Annotated in this window: 28 protein-coding genes; 7 read left to right on the top strand and 21 right to left on the bottom strand. The window is 46.7% G+C overall.

Features of this window, described 5'->3' with window-relative positions; genetic code table 11:
• Nucleotides 1-4 precede the first annotated feature (4 nt).
• The 10 genes from glmU to KEF85_RS16185 form a co-directional block, all read right to left on the bottom strand.
• Nucleotides 5-1,369, bottom strand: coding sequence for a bifunctional UDP-N-acetylglucosamine diphosphorylase/glucosamine-1-phosphate N-acetyltransferase GlmU (gene glmU / locus KEF85_RS16230; RefSeq protein ID WP_215582297.1), 1,365 nt, complete (start codon nucleotides 1,367-1,369; stop codon nucleotides 5-7).
• Nucleotides 1,370-1,449: 80 nt separating this feature from the next.
• A complete protein-coding gene (locus KEF85_RS16225) occupies nucleotides 1,450-1,872 on the bottom strand; it encodes a F0F1 ATP synthase subunit epsilon (RefSeq protein ID WP_215582294.1) in 423 nt (140 codons plus the stop codon).
• A 27-nt stretch (nucleotides 1,873-1,899) separates the two neighbouring features.
• A complete protein-coding gene (gene atpD, locus KEF85_RS16220; RefSeq protein ID WP_215582292.1) occupies nucleotides 1,900-3,273 on the bottom strand; it encodes a F0F1 ATP synthase subunit beta in 1,374 nt (457 codons plus the stop codon).
• 42 nt (nucleotides 3,274-3,315) lie between these two features.
• Nucleotides 3,316-4,179 (bottom strand): F0F1 ATP synthase subunit gamma, encoded by an 864-nt coding sequence (atpG, locus tag KEF85_RS16215; protein ID WP_215582290.1) that lies wholly within the window; start codon nucleotides 4,177-4,179, stop codon nucleotides 3,316-3,318.
• Between the two features lie 10 nt (nucleotides 4,180-4,189).
• On the bottom strand, nucleotides 4,190-5,731 hold the full coding sequence (gene atpA / locus KEF85_RS16210) for a F0F1 ATP synthase subunit alpha (RefSeq protein WP_215582288.1): 1,542 nt from the start codon (nucleotides 5,729-5,731) through the stop codon (nucleotides 4,190-4,192).
• A gap of 22 nt (nucleotides 5,732-5,753) precedes the next feature.
• Nucleotides 5,754-6,284 carry a F0F1 ATP synthase subunit delta gene (locus KEF85_RS16205; protein WP_215582287.1) on the bottom strand — a complete coding sequence of 177 codons (531 nt, stop codon included), beginning with the start codon at nucleotides 6,282-6,284 and terminating at the stop codon, nucleotides 5,754-5,756.
• A 3-nt stretch (nucleotides 6,285-6,287) separates the two neighbouring features.
• Nucleotides 6,288-6,761: a F0F1 ATP synthase subunit B gene (locus tag KEF85_RS16200; protein ID WP_215582285.1), complete on the bottom strand. Its 474-nt coding sequence runs from the start codon at nucleotides 6,759-6,761 to the stop codon at nucleotides 6,288-6,290.
• A 118-nt stretch (nucleotides 6,762-6,879) separates the two neighbouring features.
• Nucleotides 6,880-7,164, bottom strand: coding sequence for a F0F1 ATP synthase subunit C (gene atpE, locus KEF85_RS16195; protein ID WP_215582283.1), 285 nt, complete (start codon nucleotides 7,162-7,164; stop codon nucleotides 6,880-6,882).
• 50 nt (nucleotides 7,165-7,214) lie between these two features.
• Nucleotides 7,215-7,979, bottom strand: coding sequence for a F0F1 ATP synthase subunit A (gene atpB, locus KEF85_RS16190; protein ID WP_215582281.1), 765 nt, complete (start codon nucleotides 7,977-7,979; stop codon nucleotides 7,215-7,217).
• A 16-nt stretch (nucleotides 7,980-7,995) separates the two neighbouring features.
• The gene (locus KEF85_RS16185) at nucleotides 7,996-8,367 is read right to left on the bottom strand and encodes an ATP synthase subunit I (RefSeq protein WP_215582279.1); all 372 of its coding nucleotides are present in this window, start codon (nucleotides 8,365-8,367) and stop codon (nucleotides 7,996-7,998) included.
• A 425-nt stretch (nucleotides 8,368-8,792) separates the two neighbouring features.
• Between KEF85_RS16185 and gmk the strand changes: the two genes are divergently transcribed.
• The 5 genes from gmk (at nucleotide 8,793) to KEF85_RS16160 (ending at nucleotide 13,107) form a co-directional block, all read left to right on the top strand.
• Nucleotides 8,793-9,407 (top strand): guanylate kinase, encoded by a 615-nt coding sequence (gene gmk / locus KEF85_RS16180; protein WP_215582277.1) that lies wholly within the window; start codon nucleotides 8,793-8,795, stop codon nucleotides 9,405-9,407.
• A gap of 23 nt (nucleotides 9,408-9,430) precedes the next feature.
• The gene (locus tag KEF85_RS16175) at nucleotides 9,431-9,862 is read left to right on the top strand and encodes a hypothetical protein (RefSeq protein WP_246534988.1); all 432 of its coding nucleotides are present in this window, start codon (nucleotides 9,431-9,433) and stop codon (nucleotides 9,860-9,862) included.
• A 171-nt stretch (nucleotides 9,863-10,033) separates the two neighbouring features.
• Nucleotides 10,034-11,314 (top strand): glutamate-1-semialdehyde 2,1-aminomutase, encoded by a 1,281-nt coding sequence (hemL, locus tag KEF85_RS16170; RefSeq protein ID WP_215582275.1) that lies wholly within the window; start codon nucleotides 10,034-10,036, stop codon nucleotides 11,312-11,314.
• Complete coding sequence (locus tag KEF85_RS16165; protein ID WP_246534987.1) at nucleotides 11,311-12,810, top strand: DNA recombination protein RmuC; 1,500 nt, start codon at nucleotides 11,311-11,313, stop codon at nucleotides 12,808-12,810. Before hemL ends, KEF85_RS16165 begins: the two co-directional genes overlap by 4 nt.
• Nucleotides 12,811-12,903: 93 nt before the next feature.
• Entirely contained in the window at nucleotides 12,904-13,107 is a 204-nt protein-coding gene (locus KEF85_RS16160) for a hypothetical protein (protein ID WP_215582274.1), read from the top strand.
• A gap of 279 nt (nucleotides 13,108-13,386) precedes the next feature.
• On the opposite strand, the gene KEF85_RS16155 is transcribed toward KEF85_RS16160, so the two are convergent.
• From KEF85_RS16155 to KEF85_RS16105, 11 genes are all read right to left on the bottom strand, one after another.
• Nucleotides 13,387-14,952 carry a lipopolysaccharide biosynthesis protein gene (locus KEF85_RS16155; RefSeq protein ID WP_215582273.1) on the bottom strand — a complete coding sequence of 522 codons (1,566 nt, stop codon included), beginning with the start codon at nucleotides 14,950-14,952 and terminating at the stop codon, nucleotides 13,387-13,389.
• Nucleotides 14,953-14,986: 34 nt separating this feature from the next.
• A complete protein-coding gene (locus tag KEF85_RS16150) occupies nucleotides 14,987-16,093 on the bottom strand; it encodes a glycosyltransferase family protein (RefSeq protein WP_215582272.1) in 1,107 nt (368 codons plus the stop codon).
• Between the two features lie 195 nt (nucleotides 16,094-16,288).
• Entirely contained in the window at nucleotides 16,289-16,837 is a 549-nt protein-coding gene (rfbC, locus tag KEF85_RS16145) for a dTDP-4-dehydrorhamnose 3,5-epimerase (protein WP_215582271.1), read from the bottom strand.
• A 50-nt stretch (nucleotides 16,838-16,887) separates the two neighbouring features.
• The gene (gene rfbA, locus KEF85_RS16140; protein ID WP_215582270.1) at nucleotides 16,888-17,772 is read right to left on the bottom strand and encodes a glucose-1-phosphate thymidylyltransferase RfbA; all 885 of its coding nucleotides are present in this window, start codon (nucleotides 17,770-17,772) and stop codon (nucleotides 16,888-16,890) included.
• A 2-nt stretch (nucleotides 17,773-17,774) separates the two neighbouring features.
• On the bottom strand, nucleotides 17,775-18,671 hold the full coding sequence (gene rfbD, locus KEF85_RS16135) for a dTDP-4-dehydrorhamnose reductase (protein WP_215582268.1): 897 nt from the start codon (nucleotides 18,669-18,671) through the stop codon (nucleotides 17,775-17,777).
• Complete coding sequence (rfbB, locus tag KEF85_RS16130; protein WP_215582266.1) at nucleotides 18,668-19,741, bottom strand: dTDP-glucose 4,6-dehydratase; 1,074 nt, start codon at nucleotides 19,739-19,741, stop codon at nucleotides 18,668-18,670. The genes rfbD and rfbB overlap by 4 nt, the downstream gene beginning before the upstream one ends.
• Before the next feature lie 141 nt (nucleotides 19,742-19,882).
• Nucleotides 19,883-20,224, bottom strand: coding sequence for a zinc ribbon domain-containing protein YjdM (locus tag KEF85_RS16125; RefSeq protein ID WP_215582264.1), 342 nt, complete (start codon nucleotides 20,222-20,224; stop codon nucleotides 19,883-19,885).
• A 108-nt stretch (nucleotides 20,225-20,332) separates the two neighbouring features.
• Entirely contained in the window at nucleotides 20,333-22,150 is a 1,818-nt protein-coding gene (gene typA, locus KEF85_RS16120; RefSeq protein ID WP_215582262.1) for a translational GTPase TypA, read from the bottom strand.
• Between the two features lie 104 nt (nucleotides 22,151-22,254).
• Nucleotides 22,255-22,647 carry a rhodanese-like domain-containing protein gene (locus tag KEF85_RS16115; RefSeq protein WP_215582260.1) on the bottom strand — a complete coding sequence of 131 codons (393 nt, stop codon included), beginning with the start codon at nucleotides 22,645-22,647 and terminating at the stop codon, nucleotides 22,255-22,257.
• Nucleotides 22,644-23,240: a class I SAM-dependent methyltransferase gene (locus KEF85_RS16110; RefSeq protein WP_215582258.1), complete on the bottom strand. Its 597-nt coding sequence runs from the start codon at nucleotides 23,238-23,240 to the stop codon at nucleotides 22,644-22,646. Before KEF85_RS16110 ends, KEF85_RS16115 begins: the two co-directional genes overlap by 4 nt.
• The gene (locus KEF85_RS16105; RefSeq protein ID WP_215582256.1) at nucleotides 23,237-24,142 is read right to left on the bottom strand and encodes a LysR family transcriptional regulator; all 906 of its coding nucleotides are present in this window, start codon (nucleotides 24,140-24,142) and stop codon (nucleotides 23,237-23,239) included. The genes KEF85_RS16110 and KEF85_RS16105 overlap by 4 nt, the downstream gene beginning before the upstream one ends.
• A gap of 397 nt (nucleotides 24,143-24,539) precedes the next feature.
• Between KEF85_RS16105 and KEF85_RS16100 the strand changes: the two genes are divergently transcribed.
• Both KEF85_RS16100 and tatA read left to right on the top strand, forming a co-directional pair.
• The gene (locus tag KEF85_RS16100; RefSeq protein WP_215582254.1) at nucleotides 24,540-24,860 is read left to right on the top strand and encodes a phosphoribosyl-ATP diphosphatase; all 321 of its coding nucleotides are present in this window, start codon (nucleotides 24,540-24,542) and stop codon (nucleotides 24,858-24,860) included.
• 25 nt (nucleotides 24,861-24,885) lie between these two features.
• Complete coding sequence (gene tatA / locus KEF85_RS16095; RefSeq protein WP_215582252.1) at nucleotides 24,886-25,101, top strand: Sec-independent protein translocase subunit TatA; 216 nt, start codon at nucleotides 24,886-24,888, stop codon at nucleotides 25,099-25,101.
• The last annotated feature ends 15 nt before the right edge of the window (nucleotides 25,102-25,116 follow it).

The following is a 25,116-nucleotide window of genomic DNA, read 5'->3' as shown; positions in this document are numbered from 1 at the left end:
GTGTTTACCCCTTTTTCGGACGTTGCCAGGTACTGATACTCAGCTGTTGAGCCCGGCTTAAAGTCAGCTGATCATCCGGCGTATCTTTGGTGATGGTCGATCCGGCACCGATAGTCGCGTTTTTGCCTATGGTGACCGGTGCCACCAGTTGACTGTCAGAACCGATAAAAGCACCGTCGCCTATCACGGTTTTGAATTTATTCACACCATCGTAATTGCAGGTAATAGTACCTGCACCTATATTGACCTGGCTACCAACTTCACTGTCGCCGATATAGCTTAAATGATTAACTTTACTGCCGGTAGCAATACTGGATTTTTTGATTTCGACAAAATTACCGATATGTACATGCTCGGCCAATTCAGATTCCGGACGCAGCCGGGCGTAGGGGCCTATCCGGCTATGGCTGCCGACGCTGGCGCCGTCTATGCTGCTAAAAGCCAACACTTCAACATGATCGGCCAGCGTGGCATTATGAATGATGCAGTTTGCGCCTATTTTGACTCCCGATCCGATCCGATTGACACCGCTAAAAATGACATTCACGTCTACGCTGATATCCTGACCAAGTTCGGCAAATTCACCTCTGACATCAATGCGTTGTGGGTCACGTAAACTAACCCCGGCCAGCATCAGACGTTCGGCCTGTGCTGTTTGATAAACCCGTTCCAGATGAGCCAGCTGACTGCGGTTGTTTACGCCTAGCACTTCATCCTGATCGGCTGCGCGGCTAGTTTTTACCTGAATGCCATCAGCAACCGCCATTTCAATAATATCAGTCAGATAATACTCCTGCTGTTGATTATCATTGCTCAAGCGAGCCAACCATTGTTTTAAGGCCAAACCATAGCAAGCCAGAATCCCGGTATTGCCTTCCCTAATAGTCAGTTCGGCGGCATTGGCATCTTTTTGCTCGACAATCTTTTGTACAGCACCTCGTTCATCACGGATGATGCGGCCATAACCGGTAGGGTCGTCCAGCTCAACTGTCAGCAGTGCCAGACTACGTTCATTAACCTGCTCTAAAAGCGCGGCCAGGGTACTGTGTTTCAGCAAGGGTACATCGCCATACAATATCAATACCTTATCAGCATCAGCAATATATTCTATGGCCTGCTGGACAGCGTGGCCAGTACCCAATTGCTGGCGCTGCTCCACCCATTGCACATCAATATCGGCCAACACTTGTTTAACCTGTTCCCCGCCATGGCCGTAGATTACGAAAATCTTGTTGTCGGCAAAGCCGGCTGCGGTGTCATAGACATGCCGCAATAAGGCCTTATCGGCAATTTCATGTAAAACTTTAGCTTGACAGGAACGCATTCTAGTGCCTTGACCAGCTGCGAGAATAATGGTTTTTATAGACATAAATTAAATTAGACTGTTCCAAAACAAAAAAGCCCGAGCACGCGTACGTGATCGGGCTTATGGGCATATTCAGAAAAGCTTCACGAGCCGCGTTTTCTTAATCTATCCAGTGTCTTAAGTTGGATCAATGCCTTGGCCAATTCGGATTTGGCTACAGCGTAGTCATATTTACCGGATTTGTCATTCAGCATTTCTTCAGCGCGCGCTTTAGCCTCCAGAGCGGCAGCTTCATCAAGGTCATGAGCACGAATGGCCGTGTCGGCCAGTACAGTGACCAGATGAGGCTGTACTTCCAGTAAACCGCCAGAGACATAAAATTCCTGACTTTCCTTACCGCTGATTTTGACTCTGACTTCACCTGGCTTCAAAGTGGTAATCAATGGGGCGTGGCGTGGCGCAATACCAACTTCGCCGAGTTCGGCGGGGGCAAATACCATTTCCACTAAACCAGAAAACACTTCTGCTTCAGCGCTGACGATGTCTACATGGATAGTCATAGCCATATTAAAACTCTCCGTAATAAAGTAGGCTTAAACACCTTTGGCTTTTTCGATAGCTTCGTCTATGGTGCCGACCATGTAGAAAGCCTGTTCGGGCAGACTATCGTAATCACCGTTGATGATGCCTTTGAAACCGGCAATGGTATCTTTCAAGGATACATATTTACCAGGTGAGCCGGTGAATACTTCCGCAACGAAGAAAGGCTGCGACAGGAATCTTTGAATTTTCCGGGCTCTGGATACGATTAATTTATCGTTTTCAGACAGCTCGTCCATACCCAAAATAGCGATAATATCGCGCAATTCTTTATAACGTTGCAGCAAGCCCTGTACGGCACGAGCTACATCATAATGTTCTTGGCCGATTACCAGTGGATCCAACTGACGGCTGCTGGAATCCAGCGGATCGATAGCCGGATAAATACCCAGCTCAGCAATCTGCCGTGACAATACCACAGTCGCATCCAAATGGGCAAAAGTGGTGGCCGGCGATGGATCGGTCAAGTCGTCAGCCGGTACATAAACCGCTTGAATCGAGGTAATGGAACCGGTCTTAGTGGAAGTAATCCGCTCTTGCAGTACGCCCATTTCTTCAGCCAAAGTTGGCTGATAACCTACCGCAGATGGCATCCGCCCCAGCAGCGCCGAAACTTCGGTACCAGCCAGAGTGTAACGGTAGATGTTGTCCACAAAGAACAGTACGTCACGGCCTTCGTCACGGAAATATTCAGCCATGGTCAAACCGGTCAGCGCCACGCGCAAACGGTTGCCGGGTGGCTCATTCATCTGACCGTACACCAGAGATACTTTATCGATAACATTAGAATCAGTCATCTCGTGATAGAAATCGTTACCTTCCCGGGTACGTTCACCAACCCCGGCGAATACCGAAAAACCACTATGTTCGATAGCGATGTTACGGATCAATTCCATCATGTTAACAGTTTTGCCTACACCGGCACCGCCGAACAGACCAACTTTACCACCTTTGGCAAACGGGCAGACCAAGTCAATAACCTTGATGCCGGTTTCCAGCAGTTCGTTGGCAAGCGCTTGATCGGCATAAGAGGGAGCGTCACGGTGGATTACCCATTTTTCCTGTTCACCAATCGGGCCTTTTTCGTCTATGGCTTCGCCCAGTACGTTCATGATACGGCCAAGAGTAGCCTGACCTACCGGTACTTTAATAGCTGCACCGGTATTGCTGACGCCTATACCCCGGCTTAAGCCGTCGGTGGTGCCCATCGCAATGGTACGGACTACGCCGTCGCCCAACTGCTGCTGTACTTCCAATACCAGACCGTTATCAACATTCAACGCATCATATACTTTAGGCAGGCTGTCGCGTGGAAATTCCACGTCAACAACTGCACCAATTATCTGAACGATTTTACCCAAACTCATTGTGTCGTCCTCATTAAAATTCTAGCTAAGCCTGTGAAATTGTTATACAGCAGCTGCACCGGCAACAATCTCCGAGATTTCCTGGGTGATAGCTGCCTGTCTGGCTTTGTTGTATATCAGTTGCAATTCTTTAATAATATTACCGGCGTTATCGGAGGCGCTTTTCATGGCAACCATGCGCGCAGCCTGTTCACAGGCGTTGTTTTCAACCAGACCCTGATAAACCATAGACTCTATATAGCGTTTCAGCAATTGATCCAATACCTCTTTTGCCCCCGGCTCGTACAGATAATCCCATTGACCGTTACGGGCAGTCGGATCATTTTCGGCAACAACCGGCAGCAGCTGCTGAATCAGCGGCTTTTGAGTCATGGTATTAACAAACTCATTGTTGATCACATACAAACGATCAATTTCGCCGTTGCTGAAAGCATCCAGCATGATTTTGATAACACCCAGGATGTCCTGCTGATGTGGAGTGTCGCCCAATTTAGAGACTTGCCCCAGCAAATTTGCCCGGATCATGCTGAAAAAAACCGCGGCCTTGCTACCTATGGTACAGACATCAACTTCAATGCCGCTGTTTTTCCATTGCTGAATTTCAATCAAAACCTTTCTGAACAAATTGGCATTCAAGCCGCCACACAAACCCCGGTCGGAGCTGATGACTATAATGCCTATCCGTTTGGTTTCGCGTTCTATCATCAGCGGATGTTTATACTCAGGGTTGGCATGAGCCAGATGATTAATAATCTGGCAAATCCGTTTTGAGTAAGGCCGGGAAGCCTGCATACGGTCTTTGGTTTTACGCATCTTGCTGGCGGCAACCATTTCCATGGCCCGCGTGATTTTCTGAGTATTTTTAATACTCGCTATCTTGGTACGTATCTCTTTGCCAACAGCCATCTGCCGTTCCTTACCAGGTACTGGTTTTAATGAAACGTTCTATGGCATTATGAATGCCATTTTTAATTTCATCGCTGAAGTCACCGGTTGCGTTGATTTTAGCCAACAAAGCGGATTCTTCGGCTTTAAAAAACGCCAGCAACGCCGCTTCAAAATCACGGACTTTGTTGACTTCCAGGTTATCCAGGAAGCCGGTATTGGCGGCATACAAGGAAACAGCCATTTCCGCGACCGATAATGGCGCGTACTGGTTTTGTTTCATCAGTTCAGTAACGCGTTGACCTCTTTCGATCTGTTTACGAGTGCTTTCATCCAAATCGGAAGCAAACTGGGCAAATGCCGCCAATTCGCGGTACTGAGCCAAGTCCAGACGCACGCCGCCGCCGAGTTTTTTAATGATTTTGGTTTGCGCTGCACCACCTACCCGCGATACCGACAGACCGGCGTTTACCGCAGGACGGATACCGGAGTTGAACAGACCGGTTTCCAGAAAGATCTGGCCGTCAGTGATCGAAATAACGTTGGTTGGTACGAAAGCCGATACGTCGCCGCCTTGGGTTTCGATAATAGGCAGAGCGGTCAATGAACCGGTTTTGCCTTTAACCGCACCGTTAGTCAGTTTTTCAACTTCTTCGGCATTGATACGAGCGGCACGTTCCAGCAGACGCGAGTGGATGTAAAACACATCCCCAGGATAAGCTTCACGACCTGGCGGACGGCGCAATAACAGCGAAATTTGCCGATAGGCCCAAGCCTGTTTGGTCAAATCGTCATAAATGATTAAGGCATCTTCGCCGATGTCGCGAAAGTATTCACCCATAGAACAACCGGTATAAGGCGCAATAAATTGCAGCGCAGCTGATTCCGAAGCGGAAGCAACCACCACGATGGTGTGTTCCAGTGCGCCATGCTCTTCAAGCTTGCGCACCACGTTGGCGATGGAGGATCTTTTTTGACCGATAGCGACATAAATACATTTAATGCCGGTGCCTTTTTGATTGATGATGGCATCAACGGCAATAGCGGTTTTACCGGTCTGTCTGTCGCCGATAATCAACTCGCGTTGACCGCGACCTACTGGAATCATCGAATCTATGGCTTTCAAACCGATTTGTACCGGTTGATCTACCGATTGTCTGGCGATAACGCCGGGAGCAATTTTTTCGATTGGAGATTTCAGATTGCTGTCTATCGCGCCTTTACCGTCAATAGGGTTACCCAGAGCATCGACTACCCTGCCCAATAAGGACGGGCCGACCGGAACTTCCAAAATTCTGCCGGTACATTTGACAGTGTCGCCTTCAGTGATGTGCTGATAAGCACCCAGCATGACCACACCGACAGAGTCTCTTTCCAGGTTCAAGGCAATCCCGTAAGAGCCGCCGGGAAATTCCAGCATTTCGCCCTGCATTGCTTCCGACAGACCGTGAACCCGAACAATACCGTCGGTAACGCTGACCACAGTACCTTCGGTGTGCGACTCAAGATTGACGTCGAAATTCTCGATCTTCTTTTTGATTAGATCACTTATTTCTGATGGATTTAATTGCATTGTATATTTCCCGATCTAGCTCTTAGAGCCTTTTGGCTAATTGATGAATCTGGCCTTTGATAGAACCGTCTATCACTTTGTCCCCGGCTTTGGCCAAAATACCGCCAATCAGCGATTTATCGACCGTCACCACCGCATTGACCTTTTTATGCAATTGCTTTTCCAGCATTGCACTATATTTACTCAGTTCGGCTTTGGTTAAAGCATAAGCGCTGAACAGCTCAACATTGACATAACCTTCGTCTTCAGCCAATTTGTCCGCATACATGGACGAAATGGTCGGCAGCAGTTGCAAACGGCCATTCTCGACTAATAGTTTTACCAGATTGCCGGCTTCGGCCTGGATTTGATCCTGGCTGATATCTAACAATAACTCGCTAACTTTTGCCCGGTCTATCCGGGGATTGCCGAAGATTGCCGCAACATCGGCATCTTGCGCCACGGTTGCCAAAAACTGTAATTGTTCAGACCAGGCTTGGGTGGTATTAGTCTGTTTGGCCAGTTTAAAAGCGGCTTCTGCGTAAGGTCTGGCTAATGTGCTTAATTCCGCCATAGCTTAACCTAACTCATCCACAGCTCTGTTCAGAATATTCTGATGCTTGGCTTTATCAATTTCTTCTTTCAAAATTTGTTCAGCTGCACGCAGAGCCAAGGAAGACACTTCTTTACGCAGGTTTTCTCTGGCTTGCAGGATTTCCTGGGCAATTTGGGCATGTGCTGCTTCCAACTGACGCTCACCTTCCAGTCTGGCCTGGTTTTTGGCTTCTTCCACCAGTTCATTGGCGCGTTTTTGCGCGGCACTGATAATTTCGGCAGAGGTCTGTTTGGCTTCGCGCAGCAGGCCTGTGGCTTTCTTTTCAGCCAGTTTGATTTCTTCCTGACCTTTTTGAGCCGCTGCCAGTCCTTCGGCAATTTTTGCCTTACGCTCATCCATAGCGGCGATGATAGGCGGCCAAATATACTTCATGGTCAACCAGACCAGAAGCGAGAAGGTAATCATCTGCCCGATCAGAGTAATATTGATACTCATTGATGCTTTCCTCGGTTTGCTGTTGTCATTATTGTTTGTTCGCTACGAGTGTAAGCCGCGCGGCTTAGTCTGGTAGCGATAAACTTGGATCATTACCTGAACGAATCGTTACAGTTAATTAACCCGCTGCAGATTGAACAGCTGACAGGAATGGGTTGGCAAAGGTAAAGAACAGCGCCATACCAACACCGATCATGGTGGCAGCGTCAAGCAGACCGGCAACGATAAACATTTTTACCTGCAACAAAGGAACCAGTTCAGGTTGGCGCGCTGCACCTTCCAGAAATTTACCGCCCAGCAAGCCGAAACCAATCGCGGTGCCGATAGCGCCGAGACCTAAAATAATACCAACTGCGATGACGGTGAAGCCTTGAACGTTGGCTATTAATGTTGCGAGTTCCATAATGTCTCCTAAATGTGTATCAAAAAATAAATGTAAAACTACCTAAGATTTTAATGATCTTCATGCGCCAAACTTAAATAAACAATGGTTAACACCATGAAAATAAAGGCTTGTAACGTAATCACCAAAATATGAAATATTGCCCATGGGAAACCCAGTAAAGGCTGCAAAGCCGGGGGTAACAGGGCGATCAGAATAAATACCAGCTCACCGGCATACAGGTTGCCGAATAAACGTAAGGCCAGTGAGATGGGTTTAGCCAGCTCTTCGACCAGTTTCAACATTAAGTTAAAAGGCATAAACCAGGGGCCAAAAGGCGTGCAAGTCATTTCCTTGGCAAAGCCCAGCAGGCCTTTAACTTTAATACTATAAAAGAAAATCAGAAAAAACACACTCAGCGACAGGGCAAAAGTGGAGTTTAAATCGGTACTTGGTACTACGCGCAAATACTCTATGCCGATCAGATGGCCTATAAACGGCAACAGATCAACCGGCAGCATATCCATGGCGTTCCACAGGAATACCCAGCAAAAAATAGTTAAAGCCAGTGGTGCGATCAGGTCGCTGTGACCATGAAAGGTATCTTTAACCTGAGTATCGACAAACTCTACCAAGGTTTCCGCTAAATTTTGCGCAAGACCAGGTACTCCAGAAGTAACCCGATCTGCTACCGACTTGAAGAACAAAATAAACAATGCGCCAAGTCCGGCAGAAAAAAACAGGGTATCCAGATGTAATGTCCAGAAGCCCTCACCCACTGACAAAGGTGTCAAGTGGTGGACGATATAAGCTGTAGCTCCACCTTCACTAGCCATTTTTCCTCACAATATACTAATCACGCCAAAAAAATAACGCGAACCAAAAAACCGAAAGTACTGCGACATATGCTGTCAGCAGAGCTAAAAAATCTACAGCAGGAAAGCGCACCACCACAACTGCAAACAGCGCGGCAGTTAGCACTAATTTGATGGTTTCACCTGCATAAAATGCATTGAGGATACCTTGTGCAGGTAAATCTCTGGCAAGATAAATCTTGTAGGCAAAGTATACATTGGGGAGCAGGGCAATGCCGCCGCCCAGCAATGGCGATATAGTCGATTGCCAGCCACCCAGCCAAAAAAAACCCAAAGCGATGACCAGAGTCATCAGGATTTGCCCATACAAGATTTTTCCGACAGTAGAAAACTTATTTTCAACTGCCATAATCATCCCCTAAGCTGTAAAGCCAAGCGATTATATCCAGCCCATCCAGTTAAAGCAAGGCTGAGCGGCTTGATCTTGCTTGGTATTTCGACTTTAACCCGAATCCAGACAAGTTTTGCCAAATTAAGGCATATAGCCGCTGCCGGCGCCGGCAGTCGCCAACAAATAACCACAATTTTTTTACCTTTTCGCAGATAGAGCAGTAATTGTGCCAATAGCTAAGGTCTTGATTTTTAATTCACTACAAATTTTATGGTTTGTGATAAAAGTGACAAACATCAATCAAGCAAGGACGCAAAGCTGACAAAGCTGGGGACGAACGACATGGCGTACACCCCCACAAATGCTTGCCGTGCATATTTCCGCTTGACTCTTCAGTGTTATCGGAAATAATGGTCAGCGCACAGATTAACTCATGCAAATAAATGACTACAGGTAAACTTTACATCATATCTGCACCTTCCGGTGCGGGTAAAACCAGTCTGGTGAAACAGCTGATTGCCGATACCGATAAACTGGTGGTTTCGATTTCACATACCACTCGTGCCAGCCGCAATGCCGAACAGAATGGCGTGGATTATTTTTTTGTAACAGTTGAGGTGTTTCAGGACATGATAGCGCATCAGGCGTTTCTGGAACATGCGCAGGTGTATGATAATTTTTACGGTACTGCCCGGCAGACAGTTGAGGATTATCTGGTTCAGGGCTTGGATGTGATTCTGGAAATTGATTGGCAAGGCGCACGGCAGGTGCGGCAAATGTGGCCGGAATGCGTATCGATTTTTATTCTGCCGCCGTCTATCGCCGTGTTACGCCAGCGTCTGCAAAATCGCGGCCAGGATAATGTAGAGATTATCGACAGGCGGATGCAGGCTGCGGTTGCGGAAATGAGCCATTACCCGGAGTTTGATTATCTTTTGGTAAATGACGATTTCAACACAGCACTTCAGCAATTAAAATGCATTATCAGCGCCAATCGTTTGTTGCAAACTCGGCAACAGCAGGAATTATTGGCTTTGTTGCAGGATTTAGTTAACTAAAATATACAAGTAAAATAACCACAATGAAAACCACTTATCCGCAAAAACTTTTCGGCTTTTTCATCGCTTGCAGTCTGGCTATCATGCTGACTGCTTGTTCCGACAACAGTACCGATGAAAGTGCAAAATCCAAACCGACCAAACCTAATCATGTTGATTACGGCGAAGCCAGCGATTCGGTAAAATCCAAATTTATCAAGGCATTTGCAAAAAACTGTGTGACACGTGAATTGAAAAATTCGGTGAATAAAGATATTGATGAAAAACGTTTTACCGAATCTTGCGGCTGTATCGCTACTCATATCGCAGAAGATTTATCGGATATTGATGCCGAAAAATATTTGCAGGAACATGAAGATACCCAAACCCTGGAGATAAAATTCGATTCAGCCGCCTATTTTTGTCTGCAAGCCAAGCCGGTACCCAAAGGTCCACATTTGTTCGGCAAGCCTTAAGCTTTTGGCTGGGCGGCTGATGTAAGTCTGCTTCAAGCCGTCGAAAATCCCCACCCCCTTTTTTTCAAAGGGGGCTCAGCTTGTTCGGTTGGGGCCGACAAGCCGGCAATTTTTACCATGAACAGGGTTTGTTTAGGCATGCCTGCAGTTCCCAAACCAATTTTGAACAACATGAGCCTATCCAGCGTGTTATTTTCCGAAGCCAAAAAATTTATTCCCGGCGGGGTCAATTCGCCGGTACGCTCTTTTAGTGGCGTCGGGGGCACCCCGGTGTATTTTGACCATGCCCAAGGCGCTTATGTATTTGATAGCGAAAATAAGCGCTATATCGATTATGTGGGGTCCTGGGGGCCGATGATTTTAGGCCATGCCCACCCGGAAGTGATTGCCGCAGTCATCCAGAGTGCGGAAAAAGGCTTGAGTTTTGGTGCGCCCACGGCTATAGAGACGCAAATGGCCGCTAAAATCTGTGCCTTATTGCCGTCTATTGAGCTGGTGCGGATGGTCAATTCCGGTACGGAAGCGACCATGAGTGCGTTACGTCTGGCGCGGGGTTATACAGGTCGCGATAAGATAGTGAAATTTGAAGGCTGTTATCACGGTCATTCCGATTCACTGCTGGTCAAAGCCGGCTCTGGGGCTTTGACGTTAGGTGTGCCCAGTTCACCAGGAGTGCCGGCAGCTTTGGCGGCGGAAACCATTACCCTGAGCTATAACGACATCGATGCCGTGCGCCAGACTTTTGCCGAATTGGGCGAACAAATCGCCTGCATCATCGTGGAGCCGGTGGCCGGCAATATGAATTGCATTCCTCCGGAACCGGGGTTTCTGGTCAGTTTACGTGAGGTTTGCGATCAGTATGGCAGCGTACTGATTTTTGATGAAGTGATGACCGGATTTCGGGTGGATTTGCACGGTGCCCAGGGCCTGTATGGAATTACCCCGGATTTGACCACCTTGGGCAAAGTAATAGGTGGTGGTATGCCGGTCGGTGCTTTTGGCGGCAAACGCGCCATTATGGAATATCTGGCACCATTAGGGCCAGTGTATCAGGCCGGTACCTTGTCCGGTAATCCGGTAGCGATGGCGGCTGGTTTGGCGACCCTGGAGTTAATCAGCGTCCCCGGTTTTTATGTCGAATTAACTGCAAAAACCAGTCGATTACTACACGGCCTGCAACTGGCCGCGGATGCCGCAGGTATTGGTTTTACCAGCAATCAGGTTGGTGGCATGTTTGGCCTGTTTTTTACTGATCAAACGCCTGTCAGCCGGTTTTCCCAGGTACTGGCCTGTGATCAGGAACGCTTCAAACGCTTTTTTCACGCCATGCTGGGGCAAGGCATCTATTTGGCCCCTTCGGCGTTTGAAGCCGGGTTTGTTTCCCAGGCGCATAGTGATGCGGACATTGCCGCCACAATTAGCGCAGCAGCAACCGTTTTTCAGCAAATATGATGGAACCCTTGCTGATTTTATGGTTAGCCTTAGCGGCATTGGCCGGTTTTGGCCTGGGCAGTTTTTTATACCGGCAACGGCTCAACGCTGTGGTTCAGCAATTACAGCAAGCCAGTATCAGTATGGCGGTAACCGAAGAAAAGCTGACTAAATTAACGGCCTATGAACTGGAATGTCACGCCCTGCAACAGCAGGTGATGCATTTGCAGACTTTTAATGTGGAATTGAACACACGTTTGCAGGAGCAGCAAAACAGTGTGGCGGATAAAATCAGGCTGTTGCAGGACAATGAAAACCAGTTGCAACGCCAGTTTGATACCAAACAGGTGGAATTTGGCCAATTACAGCAGCAGTTACAGGTTTTACAGACTGAATACGCCGAATTGAATACCCGTTGGCAAGAGCAGCAAAAAAATCATGCGGAAAAAATCAGTTTATTGCAGGATGCGGAAAATCAGTTAAAGACCCAGTTTGAAAATCTGGCTCACAAGATTTTTGAAGAACGTGGCAAACAGTTTACCGAGCATAATAAAGTCAGTATGGCCGGTTTGATTGCCCCGTTACAACAGCAGTTGGGCGAATTTAAAAGCCGGGTGGAAACTGTTTACGACAATGAAACCAAAGACCGAATTTCTCTGCGCGAAGAAATTGTTTCGCTACGTCGCGACACCGCCAAAATGAACCAGGAAGCCTTAAATCTGACTAAAGCCTTGAAAGGCGATAACAAGATGCAGGGTAACTGGGGCGAGATGATCCTGGAAAAAGTACTGGAACAATCCGGATTACGCAAAGGTATCGAATACGAAACCCAGAGCAGCTTTCGCGATGAGGATAATCGTTTGTTCAAGCCGGATGTGATAGTCCGGCTGCCGGAAAACAAGGATGTAATTATTGATTCCAAGGTTTCGCTGCTGGCCTATGAGCGTTATTGTGCAGCAGAAGACGAATCCTTGCGTGCCGAAGCGCTGAAACAGCATACCGAAGCGGTACGCAATCATATCAAGAGCCTGAGTAATAAGGATTATGCCAGTTTAAAAGGTTTGCGCTCGTTGGATTTTGTGCTGATGTTCATGCCTATTGAAGCCGCGTTTATGGCGGCTTTTCAGGCCGATGAAAAATTATTTAACGATGCCTTCGAGCACAAGATTGTGGTGGTAACGCCCACTACCTTGCTGGCAACTTTACGCACAATTCAAAACATCTGGCGCTACGAACAGCAAAATGAAAATGCCAGACTGATAGCCGAAAAAGCCGGCAGTCTGTATGACAAGATTCGCGGTTTTGCCGAAGACATCGAAAAACTCGGCAACCAGTTGCATACTGTACATCGCACCTATGACGGCATTGTTAACAAGCTTAGTTCCGGCAATGGCAATTTGTTGCGTCAGGCCAGCAGCTTTGAGGAACTAGGTGTCAAGATCAAGAAAAAATTGCCCAAGAGTCTCACCGAACAAAGTGGGGATGACAGCGAGGATAGTAAGTCTCTGGCGGATTGATGGTCAGCAACACGGCGTTGAGGGTCGAGTTTTCAGCCTTAAAAGTAGTTTAACCGGCTGCTGTTAAGTTTTTAAGTTAATTTCAGGTGATTTATGGAAGCTTTTTTTGCATCGTTTGGCATTGTCGGCGTGTTATTTTTTTTCCTGTTGGTGCTGTTATGGACCTTATTGCCGTTTGCAGTGTTTGGCATCAAAGATCGGCTGGATCAACAGATTGCTTTGTTAGAGAAAATTGAACAAAGCTTGGCGCAACAAAATCAGTTACGCCATTCTCCCAGACATCTTGATGGCGAGTAGTGTGGCACTTGGATAAGTCACACTGTTACGCGAAGTAGTCGTTGAGCAATCTTGTTTTGACGGATCGCTTGATTGGGTGTGGGGGTGTTCCGGCAGAGGTTTCTGCAGCAGGGAGGCTTTAGAAAGCGCCTACAAGGATGTATTCACGGCGTCCCGCTGACAGGATACCCCGGCAGCAAATTGGTAAAGTTCATCCGATCATAAACATATCGACCAGTCGGCTTGGATAGCCCAAACGCACAGCGTAGCGATCTTGATGTAGCAGAAGATCGGTAGCTGCTATCTTGTCTTAAGTTTATTAAGCACGAACATTATTTGCGGTCTAATTAGCACAAAGCTCAAAAGTATATAGAGCAGAACCCCGGATATTATTAAAATAATAAACTCCGATAATGGGTTGCCATAGTAACCTTTGAATTCAAAATAACAGTATCTAATAACAAGGCAAACTATCAGTGATACAAAAACCGATCGCCAAATTGCCGAGAATAAACTGAATATACTATAGCCTACTAATTTTGTCGAAATTACCAAGCTTGGCAAGATAGTTATAATGGTTGCTAATAAATAATAAGCAGCGACATCTTTAATATTGCCGCTATTAACAGCCAAGCGAAACTGATCGCTGGCAAACACTAAGAATTCCGTGATTCTCTCACGTCCAGTACCAAGCTCCGCTTGCTTTAGATGTTCATGTAAATACAAATAATCCGTTACTATCCAACCCATACCCCACTTTGACCCTACTATAAATGCAATTACGCAAATTAAGCCACTAATAAAGGTTAACCACATATAAAACCTTATTTTTCCTTGTGCCATAAAAACAACGCCGGCAGTACTTGAAATGGACTGTAAGTATCCTACTGGTGCCAGCCACATCAGCACATCAGCAGCCTCTGCCCATTTATTACCAAAAGCAAAGTTAACAAAAGGCTCTCGAAGTGCAAAAATACCTGCCATCAATGGCGCAGATAAAAATGAAATAAACGCAACGGTCTGTAAATATAGCGTCCCCATTTCCTTTAGTGAATCTTGTTGTCGGCTCATGATCGGGTACAATGATCTTGATACCGCCCAGGTGATATTTTGTACCGGCAGCAGCATTACCTTAAAAGCCATTGAGTAAATCCCTAATGACGATGCACCTAATATTTTGCCTATAATTGCACTATCCGAATTGCGAACGAAATAGGAAATGATCTGCGAACCAGCCATATAACTAGTAAAAGGCAAAATCGATTTCAGGGCTTTCATACTTGGCCTTCCACTTGGTCGCCAAGCGGAAGTTTTCCATATTTGTATGGCAGAGAGCAGAGACATCATAACGGCTTGTATTACCAGGCTGTATACACCAAAACCATAACAGGCCGCTATGATGGATAATATCATAGCAATTAATGACGAAATTATTTCAATGATCGCAAGTTCTTTAAATTGTGAATTTCGCTCTAATAAAGCTTGATGTGAAGAAGCGGAGCTTCCCAAAGGAAACACAATGGCAAGACTACATAAAACAGCTATAAGTTCTGGTTGATTGAAATAAATAGAAATAGCCGGAGACAGTACCATAATTGCAAGTGCTATTGCCAGTCCAGTACTAATGTTAAACCAAAAAACGGTTGTGATTATTTGGTCTGTTAAATTTTCCTTTTGAATTAGAGCGGCAGAAGTTCCTTGGTCTCTAAGTAGAAGGGCTAAATTTGTAACCACTGAAGCCATTGCCATCGTGCCATAATCAGACGGCGCCAAAATTCTTGCCAGAATAAATATATTCGCTAATTGCGATATAATCCGGGCAGCTTGAGCTACTAATGTCCACTTAATATTAGAGATAATAAGCATTTTTATTGTAAATATGTTTTAAACATCAGCCAAGCTATGATTGATGTTTTTTAGGATCATAATTTGAAATCACAGCTGATAAAATAGTTGAAACTTTTTTAGCTGCTACTTCAGTTGTCAGCTTTGTGCAATAATCGTTATATGCATTTTCCACTAAGCTTTGCCTAAGATCTGAATTAACCAGTAACTCATAAATACTTTCCACCCATTCCTCACTCCGATCTGCCAGCATGCCATTTTTTTTATGCTCAAAAAAGCCGCGATGGTCGACTGCGTCCGAGGCGACAATCGCCACATTGGCAACCAAATACGCGAGTACTTTTCCAAACGATTTACCTTGACTATATGCGCTTTGTTCCGGCAGTAAAGGGTTTAAACCGACAGAAACAGCCCCAAGAGAATTAATAAAATTTTGGTAAGGCATAAAATTAAAGTAGCGTAAGGCTATCCCTTTTTCCCGAAGCCTGCCAAATAACAAATCTGCTTGTGGTTCAGAGTCAACCCCATACAGCCAGAACTCAAAATTGATACGCTCTGCAAGTAAAACCAGCGTATTAACCACAAACTCTGCTTCAACTGGGTAACCTAATGACATTGAACAAGCCCATGCCACAATAGGCGCTCTTTTAGCAGACGGAATTGCTTCATTTGCGGCAATTGCAACCGGGGTACCTGTCCAGACCACATCTACAGATGAATTGAATGCTTTGCACCAATTCGCCACAATAGATGAGCCGGCAATTACTGCTTTACTGGCGCTTAAACAATCCACTATTCCGTCAAATTGGAGTGGATCCAAGTAATCAGCGTCATCAATATCAAAAACAATAGGTATATTTTGATACAAACCAGGCCGGTTAAGTGAATGGCGGGCTTTTTGTAAAAAAATTACTTTTGGTTTTTGAAGCTGTAAAATTCGTAGGCGCTGAGAATATTCTAATTGCATAGGTACAACAGATACTCGCCAGCCGAGTTTTGTTAAAGCTTTGCCTATTTCGATAGCTCTTAGGTTTGATGAGCCTTGAGACTTATCACCACTTGGAAAGATAGCTACAGTCAAATCAGACTTTGGCTGAAAAAACCAGGTTAAATGAACAAATATTTCTCTAACACGATGTCCTATCCAAGGCTTTAATTTCATAATATATAATTTCACGCGGTTCGTCTAAAAATATTAATGCCAAGTTAATCTATTTAAAATAAATATAATGAAGGCGGCAAAAAAAGGTTGAATTACGGTTAGTTGCCCGGCCAGTCGCAGCCTTTGAAAAATTAGGCTTTGGATGATGAGGATGGCTGAAATTACAATTCGATCAGCGCTGCCTTAATGTGAGTATCAGGTAAAACATTCAGCTGTTGCCAGGGTTTTCCCTAACTGATCTTTCCCTGATAAGGTGGGTAAATCCGATAATAACCAATCTATTCCTAATTCGGCATCATTCCAGATTATACAGCGCTCATGTTCAGGAGAATAATAGTCTGTGGTCTTGTATAGAAATTCAGCTGTATCGGATAAGGTCACAAAACCGTGGGCAAAGCCCTCTGGTATCCAAAGTTGTTGATTGGTTTGTGCCGATAATTGACATCCAACCCAGCGCCCAAAGGTAGGTGAGCTTTTACGGATATCAACCGCAACATCAAAAACTTCGCCTTGTATGACCCGCACCAGTTTTCCCTGGGCTTTAGGCGGCACCTGATAATGCAAGCCGCGTAACACACCTTTTTGCGATTTGGAATGGTTGTCTTGCACAAAGCTTTTATTCAAACCGGTCAGTTCAGCAAATTTTTGTTGGTTAAAACTCTCATAAAAAAAACCACGCTCATCACCAAAAATTTTGGGTGTAAACAATATGACATCGGGGATAGATAATCGAGTTGCCTGCATAGCGTTCCTGTGGTTTTAGTTTTATTAAGGTTGGTATTTTTAATAACAAATTAAAACACTTGTTTATTGAGTAAGCGCAGCAAGTATTGGCCATAGCCGTTTTTGGCCAATGGTTTTGCCAGGCTGGCAATATTTTCGTCGCTGATCCAGCGGTTACGCCAAGCAATTTCTTCTGGGCAAGCTATTTTCAGGCCTTGGCGATTTTCTATAGTTTCGATAAAGTTGCTGGCTTCGATCAGGCTTTGATGAGTGCCGGTGTCCAGCCATGCGTAGCCACGCCCCAAAATTTCGACATTGAGTTGTCCGAGTTCAAGATAAGCTTTGTTTACATCGGTAATTTCCAGCTCGCCACGTGGCGAAGGCTTAAGCTCGGCTGCAATATCGATGACTTGTTGGTCGTAAAAATATAAGCCGGTGACGGCGTAATTACTCTTGGGTTGATCAGGCTTTTCTTCCAGGGAGATGGCTTTGCCATGTGTATCGAAACTCACCACCCCGTAGCGTTCCGGATCATTTACATGGTAGGCAAATACGGTGGCGCCGTCATTTCTGCTGTGGGCGTTTTTGAGCTGTACATGCAAATCATGACCATAGAATATATTGTCGCCCAGAACTAATGCGCTGGGGTGATTGCCGACAAATTCGCGCCCGATAATAAAAGCTTGGGCAAGTCCGTCTGGACTGGGCTGGATTGCGTATTGCAGGTTTATGCCCCAGTCGCTGCCGTCGCCGAGGAGTTGTTGAAATAAGCTAATATCGTGCGGTGTGGAAATGACCAGAATATCGCGTATGCCGGCCAACATCAGCGTGCTGAGTGGGTAGTAAATCATGGGCTTGTCGTATATAGGCAGCAATTGCTTTGAAATCGCTTTTGTGACCGGATACAGCCTTGTGCCTGAGCCACCAGCTAAGATGATGCCTTTACGTTGTGTCATGGTTACTTCTCCAGATATTCGGTGAGCATACGGATTACGCCAGTTTGCCAATGGGGTAACTTTAAATTGAAGCTGTCCTGCAGTTTTGTAGAATTCAGCCGCGAATTATGGGGACGTTTGGCCGTTGTGGGAAATTGATCGGTCGATACCGGCTTTATATTTTCGGCAGCGACTTTGATATTCACACCGGCCTGGTTAGCAAAGTCAATGACAAATTTGGCATAATCGTACCAAGAGGTGTTGCCTTGTGCCGTTAGGTGATATAGCCCGCTGATTTCCGGGCGTTGCGTTGCAGTGGTAATGGCATGGGCGGTGACATCCGCCAATAGTTCTGCGCCGGTAGGCGCGCCGATTTGGTCGTCTATGACGCTCAGGGCGTCACGTTCTTGCGCCAGACGCAGCATGGTTTTAGCGAAATTGCTGCCGCGTGCAGCGTACACCCAGCTGGTTCGAAAAATTAAATGTTTGCAATATGTCGCGCGAATTGCATCTTCGCCGGCAAGTTTGCTTGCACCATAGACACTTAAAGGCTTGGTGAGATCAGTTTCCTGCCATGCCTGTTCGCCACTACCGTCAAAAACGTAGTCGGTAGAGTAATGAATTAGCCAAGCATCAAGGTTCTTGGCTTCATGTGCCAATATGCCAGGGGTCTGGCTATTGATGATCCGGGCCAGCGCCGGTTCAGTCTCGGCTTTATCAACTGCGGTATAGGCTGCGGCATTGACGATAACATCCGGGGCTATGCTGCGTATGGTTTGAGCAATACCTTCCGGATTAGTAAAATCAGCGCACCATTCCTGGCTGCTGGAGCTTAGCGAGATAAGTTCTCCCAGGGCAGCAAGGCTGCGTTGCAATTCCCAACCGACTTGACCATCTTTACCAAATAACAGGATTTTCATAGGCTACGCTCAGCGTAATTCTTTTCTACCCAATCACGGTAGCCGCCTGATTGTACGTTTTCCACCCAGGCTTGATTGTCCAGATACCATTGTACGGTTTTGCGTATACCGGTTTCGAAGGTTTCATCCGGTTTCCAGTTTAGCTCTTTCTCAATTTTGCCGGCATCTATTGCGTAACGCCTATCATGTCCTGGCCTATCAGTTACATAGCTAATTTGTTCGCGATAGCTTTTGTGATCAGCACGTCCACTGAGTTCATCAAGAAGTGTGCAAACAGTATTGACGATTTCTATATTGGGTTTTTCATTCCAGCCGCCGATATTATAGGTTTCGCCGACTCTGCCAAGCTCCAATACCCGGCGGATGGCGCTACAGTGGTCTTTGACATATAACCAATCCCGGATCTGCATCCCATCGCCATACACCGGCAAAGGTTTGCCGGCCAGAGCGTTAACAATCATCAAAGGTATCAGCTTTTCCGGGAAGTGAAAAGGGCCATAGTTGTTGGAGCAATTAGTGGTCAGTACCGGTAGACCGTAGGTATGATGATAGGCGCGCACCAAGTGGTCACTGGCCGCTTTGCTGGCTGAATAAGGGCTGTTGGGTTCATAGCGGGTGTTTTCGGTAAAAGCCGGGTCGTCTTTGCTCAAAGAACCGTATACTTCATCGGTCGATACGTGCAGGAAACGAAATTTTGCCCGGGTTTCTTCGTCTGGCAGCGTGTTCCAGTAGCCGCGTACCGCTTCCAGTAAGCGGAAAGTGCCTACGATATTAGTCTGGATAAAATCTTCCGGACCATAGATGGAGCGATCGACATGGCTTTCTGCAGCGAAATTGACTATCGCCCGCGGTTGGTGGCGGGCTAGCAAGCTGCTAACAAGTTCTGAATCGCCAATATCTCCTTTAATGAAAATATGCTTTTCATTGCCATTGAGTGCTGCTAGATTTTGAACATTACCTGCATAAGTAAGTGCGTCCAGGTTAATAACGGGCTCATCATTCAGCGCTAACCAGTCCAGTACAAAATTTGAGCCGATAAACCCAGCGCCGCCAGTGACTAAAATACTCATTTTTTGATTCCAAATGACATAATTTGAGTATTTTAATCTAATGATCATGAAGGCACAGCATCTTTCATGTCTTAGTGCGATACTGGGTCTTCATGACCGTTAGCTTGAACGGTTGCGGGGTGGTACTGAGGGAAGGGCGGCTTAAACTTTTTTTACAAACTCGGATTTCAGTTTCATCGGCCCGATGCCATCTATTTTGCAATCGATATTATGATCGCCTTCCACCAAACGGATGTTCTTAACTTTGGTACCTACTTTCACTACTAAAGATGAACCTTTAACTTTAAGGTCTTTAATCACGCTGATGGTATCACCGTCTATCAATTGATTGCCATTGGCATCCACCACGCTGAGTGCGCCATCATGGCTTTCGGCGGCGGCTGTTTGCGGCCATTCATGGCTGCATTCCGGGCAAATATATAATTCACCATCGGCATAGCTGAATTCGGAACCGCACTGCGGACAATTGGGTAAATCACTCATAGCAATATCCTGCTGAAGAAATATTTTTTAACTTAAAAAGGCTGGGCCGCTTAGCGCGGAAAATAGCCGCACCCGTTTCAAATAACGGTTCAAAACGGGTGCGGTTTTTTAGTCGGCCGATCTGGAGGCGCGTTTCCGATCGTTTTCGGACAACAGTTTTTTGCGCAGGCGAATAGATTCCGGAGTGACTTCCACCAGTTCATCTTCATCGATAAATTCCAGCGCCTGTTCCAGAGTCATTTTCTGGATGCGGGTCAACACCAGGTTTTCGTCGGTGCCGGCAGCACGAATATTGGTCAACTGCTTGGCTTTGGTAGGGTTGACCACCAAATCATTAGCGCGTGAATGGATACCCACCAGCATGCCTTCATAGACTTCATCGGCATGAACCAGAAACAGTTCACCACGTTCCTGCAAAGCAAACAAGGCGTAAGCCAACGCTTTGCCTTGTACCATGGAGACCAGTACGCCACGTTTCCGCACGCCGATAGTGCCGGGTTTGATCGGGCCATAATGGTCAAACACATGGTAGAACAGGCCGGAACCAGAGGTCGAGGTCATGAATTCAGTTTGGAAGCCGATCAGGCCGCGTGAAGGCACCATGTATTCCAAACGCACCCGGCCTTTGCCGTCCGGCACCATATTCAACAGATCCCCTTTGCGTTCACCCATTTTTTCCATGATGGCACCCTGATGGATCTCTTCCACTTCTATGGTAACCATTTCGAACGGTTCACTAAGCACGCCGTCAATTTCGCGGATAATGACTTCCGGTCTTGATACGCCCAGCTCGAAGCCTTCACGGCGCATGTTTTCGATCAGGATGGACAAATGCAGTTCGCCACGGCCGGAAACTTTGAATTTGTCCGGATCGGCGGTGTCTTCCACACGCAAGGCCACGTTGTGCTGCAATTCTTTGTGCAAACGTTCGCGAATCTGCCGGGAGGTGACAAATTTACCCTCTTTGCCGGCGAAAGGTGAGTTGTTAACCTGAAAAGTCATGCTCACGGTAGGTTCATCCACTTTCAGCGGCGGCAGGGCTTCTACCGCGTCTTGCTGGCAAAGGGTGTCAGAAATTTCCAGTTTGTCGATACCGGTAAACGCAATGATGTCACCGGCTCGGGCTTGTGGTACTTCCACACGCTCCAGGCCGTGGAAACCAAAGATTTGCAGCATCCGGCCATTACGGGTTGCGCCTTCCCGATTGATCAGGGTCAGCGGCATATTGGATTTGACCGTACCGCGTTGAATCCGGCCTATGCCGATAACGCCGACATAGGAGTTGTAATCCAGGCTGATGACCTGCATCTGGAATGGGCCGTCCAGATCGACAGCCGGTGGCCGGACCTTATCGACGATAGTTTGAAACAGCGGAGTCATGTCGCCTTCGCTGACGCTGCTGTCCAGTCCGGCGTAGCCTTTCAGGGCCGAGGCGTAGACGATGGGGAAATCCAACTGTTCATCGGTTGCACCCAGGCGGTCGAACAAATCGAAGGTTTGGTCAATAACCCAGTCCGGACGAGCGCCGGGGCGGTCAACTTTATTGATGACCACGATGGGTTTCAGGCCCAGGGCAAAAGCTTTCTGGGTGACGAAACGGGTTTGCGGCATGGGGCCGTCTACCGCATCCACCAGCAGTAATACGCAATCCACCATGGACAGTACCCGCTCGACTTCGCCGCCAAAATCGGCATGGCCTGGGGTGTCGACAATATTAATGTGATAGCCGTTCCAGTCAATTGCAGTATTTTTAGCCAGAATGGTAATGCCGCGTTCTTTTTCCAGGGCGTTGGAGTCCATGACCCGCTCATCCATTTTGGCATGAGCTTCAAAGGTGCCGGATTGTTGGAGTAACTGATCGACCAAGGTGGTTTTACCATGATCGACGTGAGCGATAATTGCAATATTTCTGAGTTTTTCTATCACAGGATTTACTAGTTTGATTTAAAAATAAGGAATGCCGGCAGTCAGCATATCAATTACCCGACAGCGGGTAGTGGGTATAAAGCTGCTCGGCTAAAATGAAGACATTAACTTTGCTGCCAGGGCAAATCATGAAAGCGCCAGCCATCAATATTGCCGCGATGTTTATCGGCATCCAATGCGCCTTCAAAGCCTTGCAGGATATTGATCAAATGTTGATAGCCGTTGGCTTCCAAAGCTTTGGCCGCATCCAGGGAGCGCACGCCGCTCCGGCATAACAACAGGATAGGCGCGTTTTTATCGGGTACCCGTTTTTGTACCTGATCGACAAAACCGCTATTTAATTGCATGCCGGGGAATTCTTTCCAGGCTATGTGCACGGCATTAGGTGGATGGCCGATAAAGCTGTGTTCAATAAAAGTTCTGACATCGATCAAAACCGCAGCCGGGTTTTGTTGTAATAAAGACCAGGATTGTTTGGGGTCGAGATTTTCTATCATATCGTTATTTGCTCCGCAGAGGGTTTTTGTCCTATAAAACATGCTTCGTTTCTATCGCCGTACTGCAAGTTGCCGATTCGGGCATGTTCTTGATAAAAAACCAAGCTTAAAGGGGCAAACAAACGTAATAATTCGTTACTTGCCAGTAAATAATCAGGTCGGCTTGGTCCTTGCGGGTCAAGCTTATTACAGGTAAATGTCTGGTAAAACAATAAACCGGCAGCTTTTAAAGCCACCATTATCGCATTACACAGTGTCCGGTCAAGAAAACGGCTGATGACAATGACGTCGTAACAGTCTACCGGCAGTATAGCCGCGCTGATATTGGCCTGATGAACATGAATATCAAGCTCACGAATAGCCGCCTGTTGTTGCAGGAATTGCAGCGCCACAGCGGAAATATCCCAGGCATCCACCTTCAATCCAGCTTCAGCCAGCAGTAGAGCATTAGCCCCTGCTCCGCAGGCCAGATCCAGCGCTCTGCCTTGCTTGGGCAGCAGAAATAAATGCTCGCGGAGCACTTGCGCGGCTATGGGCACGGCAGTTTGGTGACGGTAAATCTCATCCCATTTAGCCTGCAAGTTTACGCTCATGGTGGATCCATGCCTATCCGGTGCGGCAGCCAGTTCTGGATAAAATCCAAAAATGAGCGAACCTTGGCCGACAAATATTTACGATGCGGATAAACAGCATACACTTCCAGTGGCGCTATACCATATTGCTCCATGACAACTTGCAAACGTCCCAGCTCAATGTCGCGCCCCACGATGTAACGCGGCAGCATCACCAGGCCCAGGCCGTTGACGGCAGCATTACGGATAGGGTCGGCCATATTGGCCTGCATTCGCCCGGTAACAGTAACCGTGCGTTCGCCCAGGATACCCTTGAAGCGCCATTTATTACGCGGTGGAATTGCCCAGTTGATCAAACAGCTGTGATCTTCCAAATCTTCCGGGTCCTGAGGTATGCCGTGGGTTTTCAGATATTCCGGTGCCGCACAAACCACCAGTGAGGAATTGGCCAGTTTGCGTGCCACCAGGCTGGTGTCATTCAGCTGACCAAGATAAATGGCGATATCAATCCCTTCATCGACCAAATCCACCTGGCCGCCCTTCAACATCATTTCCACGGACAGATCGGGATAGGATTTTAGATATTCAGTCAGCGCCGGCGAAATATGTGTAGCACCAATGACTGGTGGTGCACATATTTTTAGTATACCCCTGGGTTCGGTTTGCAGTTTGGTCACCGCGGATTCCATTTCCGCGACATCCAGTAATACCTGCTGACAGCGTTCCAGATATTCCTCACCGGCTTCGGTCAGGCTTAAGCTGCGGGTGGTGCGGTTGAATAACCGGGTATTCAACTCACTTTCCAATTGCATTATGTGTTTGGTAGCCATTGCTCTGGAAATATCCAGATCTTTGGCGGCCTTGGCAAAACTGCCGGCTTTGGCAACACGAACAAACACATTCATGCTGGTTAGTTTGTCCACTGGGCCTCCTGAACTTTTTAAAATAAAGCGACTATTTTAATTGTTTCTTATTTGTTTACAAATTATTTAACATTCATCCAATTGTAAACTTTTTTTTCTCCTGTATAGTACAACCCAACTGGCAAACAATATTATCGCTGTCTTGTCAATCGTTTTATTAAATCTTGCCTGCTCTATTTCATGCGTCAAGTATGACATAGCTCGCCGAATTTGCGGCTCAAGTAAGCATGATTTTCCGAATATGTAACTACCTCCTGGTGTTGTAATATCGAGCGGTACCTCCTCTTAAAGTTTCCGCTTGTTTTTGACCTCCCTCTGCGTAAGCATTGGGAGGTTTTTTTTTGTAATCTCGGCAATGTGATATGATTTTTTCCATTATTATCACGAGCAGTCAGTAATGAGTGACGTTTTACAGCAGTTAGCCGAAGTTCTGGAACAGCGTAAACTTCAAAGTCCCGATCAGTCCTATGTCGCCGGTCTGTATGCCAAAGGCCTGGATCATATCTTGAAGAAAATTGGTGAAGAAGCCACCGAAACCGTGATTGCCGCCAAAGACGGTGATAAAGACAAGATCGTCTACGAGACTGCCGATCTATGGTTTCATTGTATGGTGATGCTGGCCGATCAAGGCTTGGGTCCTGAACACGTTATCAATGAATTACAGCGCCGTTTTGGCTTGTCGGGCATTGCAGAAAAAGCCCAGCGTCAGTCAACATAACGGTATTTAGTTTTGGAGTAGACACATGGGTTTTAGTATTCCCCATCTTTTGGTTGTACTGGTCATCGTCATTCTGGTTTTCGGCACCAAACGCCTGAAAAATGTCGGAGCTGATCTTGGTGAAGCTATCAAAGGTTTTCGCAATGCCGTCAAAGACGGTGAAGCTGCCAAAAATCTGCAGGCCAAGGACGACGATGTCCTGGAAGGTGAGGCGGTTGCCAAAGATAAAGATCAAACCTGAGCGCATGAGTATTTG

Origin of the sequence: Methylomonas paludis, from assembly GCF_018734325.1 — a bacterium.
In the GTDB taxonomy this organism is placed as follows: Bacteria; Pseudomonadota; Gammaproteobacteria; order Methylococcales; family Methylomonadaceae; genus Methylomonas; species Methylomonas paludis.
This window is presented reverse-complemented; position numbering and strand designations above follow the sequence as displayed.

Coding starts and splice junctions, on each gene's coding strand:
- glmU (WP_215582297.1), bottom strand. CDS start 1,369: ATGTCTATAAAAACCATTATTCTCGCAGCTGGTCAAGGCACTAGAATG.
- KEF85_RS16225 (WP_215582294.1), bottom strand. CDS start 1,872: ATGGCTATGACTATCCATGTAGACATCGTCAGCGCTGAAGCAGAAGTG.
- atpD (WP_215582292.1), bottom strand. CDS start 3,273: ATGAGTTTGGGTAAAATCGTTCAGATAATTGGTGCAGTTGTTGACGTG.
- atpG (WP_215582290.1), bottom strand. CDS start 4,179: ATGGCTGTTGGCAAAGAGATACGTACCAAGATAGCGAGTATTAAAAAT.
- atpA (WP_215582288.1), bottom strand. CDS start 5,731: ATGCAATTAAATCCATCAGAAATAAGTGATCTAATCAAAAAGAAGATC.
- KEF85_RS16205 (WP_215582287.1), bottom strand. CDS start 6,284: ATGGCGGAATTAAGCACATTAGCCAGACCTTACGCAGAAGCCGCTTTT.
- KEF85_RS16200 (WP_215582285.1), bottom strand. CDS start 6,761: ATGAGTATCAATATTACTCTGATCGGGCAGATGATTACCTTCTCGCTT.
- atpE (WP_215582283.1), bottom strand. CDS start 7,164: ATGGAACTCGCAACATTAATAGCCAACGTTCAAGGCTTCACCGTCATC.
- atpB (WP_215582281.1), bottom strand. CDS start 7,979: ATGGCTAGTGAAGGTGGAGCTACAGCTTATATCGTCCACCACTTGACA.
- KEF85_RS16185 (WP_215582279.1), bottom strand. CDS start 8,367: ATGGCAGTTGAAAATAAGTTTTCTACTGTCGGAAAAATCTTGTATGGG.
- gmk (WP_215582277.1), top strand. CDS start 8,793: ATGACTACAGGTAAACTTTACATCATATCTGCACCTTCCGGTGCGGGT.
- KEF85_RS16175 (WP_246534988.1), top strand. CDS start 9,431: ATGAAAACCACTTATCCGCAAAAACTTTTCGGCTTTTTCATCGCTTGC.
- hemL (WP_215582275.1), top strand. CDS start 10,034: ATGAGCCTATCCAGCGTGTTATTTTCCGAAGCCAAAAAATTTATTCCC.
- KEF85_RS16165 (WP_246534987.1), top strand. CDS start 11,311: ATGATGGAACCCTTGCTGATTTTATGGTTAGCCTTAGCGGCATTGGCC.
- KEF85_RS16160 (WP_215582274.1), top strand. CDS start 12,904: ATGGAAGCTTTTTTTGCATCGTTTGGCATTGTCGGCGTGTTATTTTTT.
- KEF85_RS16155 (WP_215582273.1), bottom strand. CDS start 14,952: ATGCTTATTATCTCTAATATTAAGTGGACATTAGTAGCTCAAGCTGCC.
- KEF85_RS16150 (WP_215582272.1), bottom strand. CDS start 16,093: ATGAAATTAAAGCCTTGGATAGGACATCGTGTTAGAGAAATATTTGTT.
- rfbC (WP_215582271.1), bottom strand. CDS start 16,837: ATGCAGGCAACTCGATTATCTATCCCCGATGTCATATTGTTTACACCC.
- rfbA (WP_215582270.1), bottom strand. CDS start 17,772: ATGACACAACGTAAAGGCATCATCTTAGCTGGTGGCTCAGGCACAAGG.
- rfbD (WP_215582268.1), bottom strand. CDS start 18,671: ATGAAAATCCTGTTATTTGGTAAAGATGGTCAAGTCGGTTGGGAATTG.
- rfbB (WP_215582266.1), bottom strand. CDS start 19,741: ATGAGTATTTTAGTCACTGGCGGCGCTGGGTTTATCGGCTCAAATTTT.
- KEF85_RS16125 (WP_215582264.1), bottom strand. CDS start 20,224: ATGAGTGATTTACCCAATTGTCCGCAGTGCGGTTCCGAATTCAGCTAT.
- KEF85_RS16115 (WP_215582260.1), bottom strand. CDS start 22,647: ATGATAGAAAATCTCGACCCCAAACAATCCTGGTCTTTATTACAACAA.
- KEF85_RS16110 (WP_215582258.1), bottom strand. CDS start 23,240: ATGAGCGTAAACTTGCAGGCTAAATGGGATGAGATTTACCGTCACCAA.
- KEF85_RS16100 (WP_215582254.1), top strand. CDS start 24,540: ATGAGTGACGTTTTACAGCAGTTAGCCGAAGTTCTGGAACAGCGTAAA.
- tatA (WP_215582252.1), top strand. CDS start 24,886: ATGGGTTTTAGTATTCCCCATCTTTTGGTTGTACTGGTCATCGTCATT.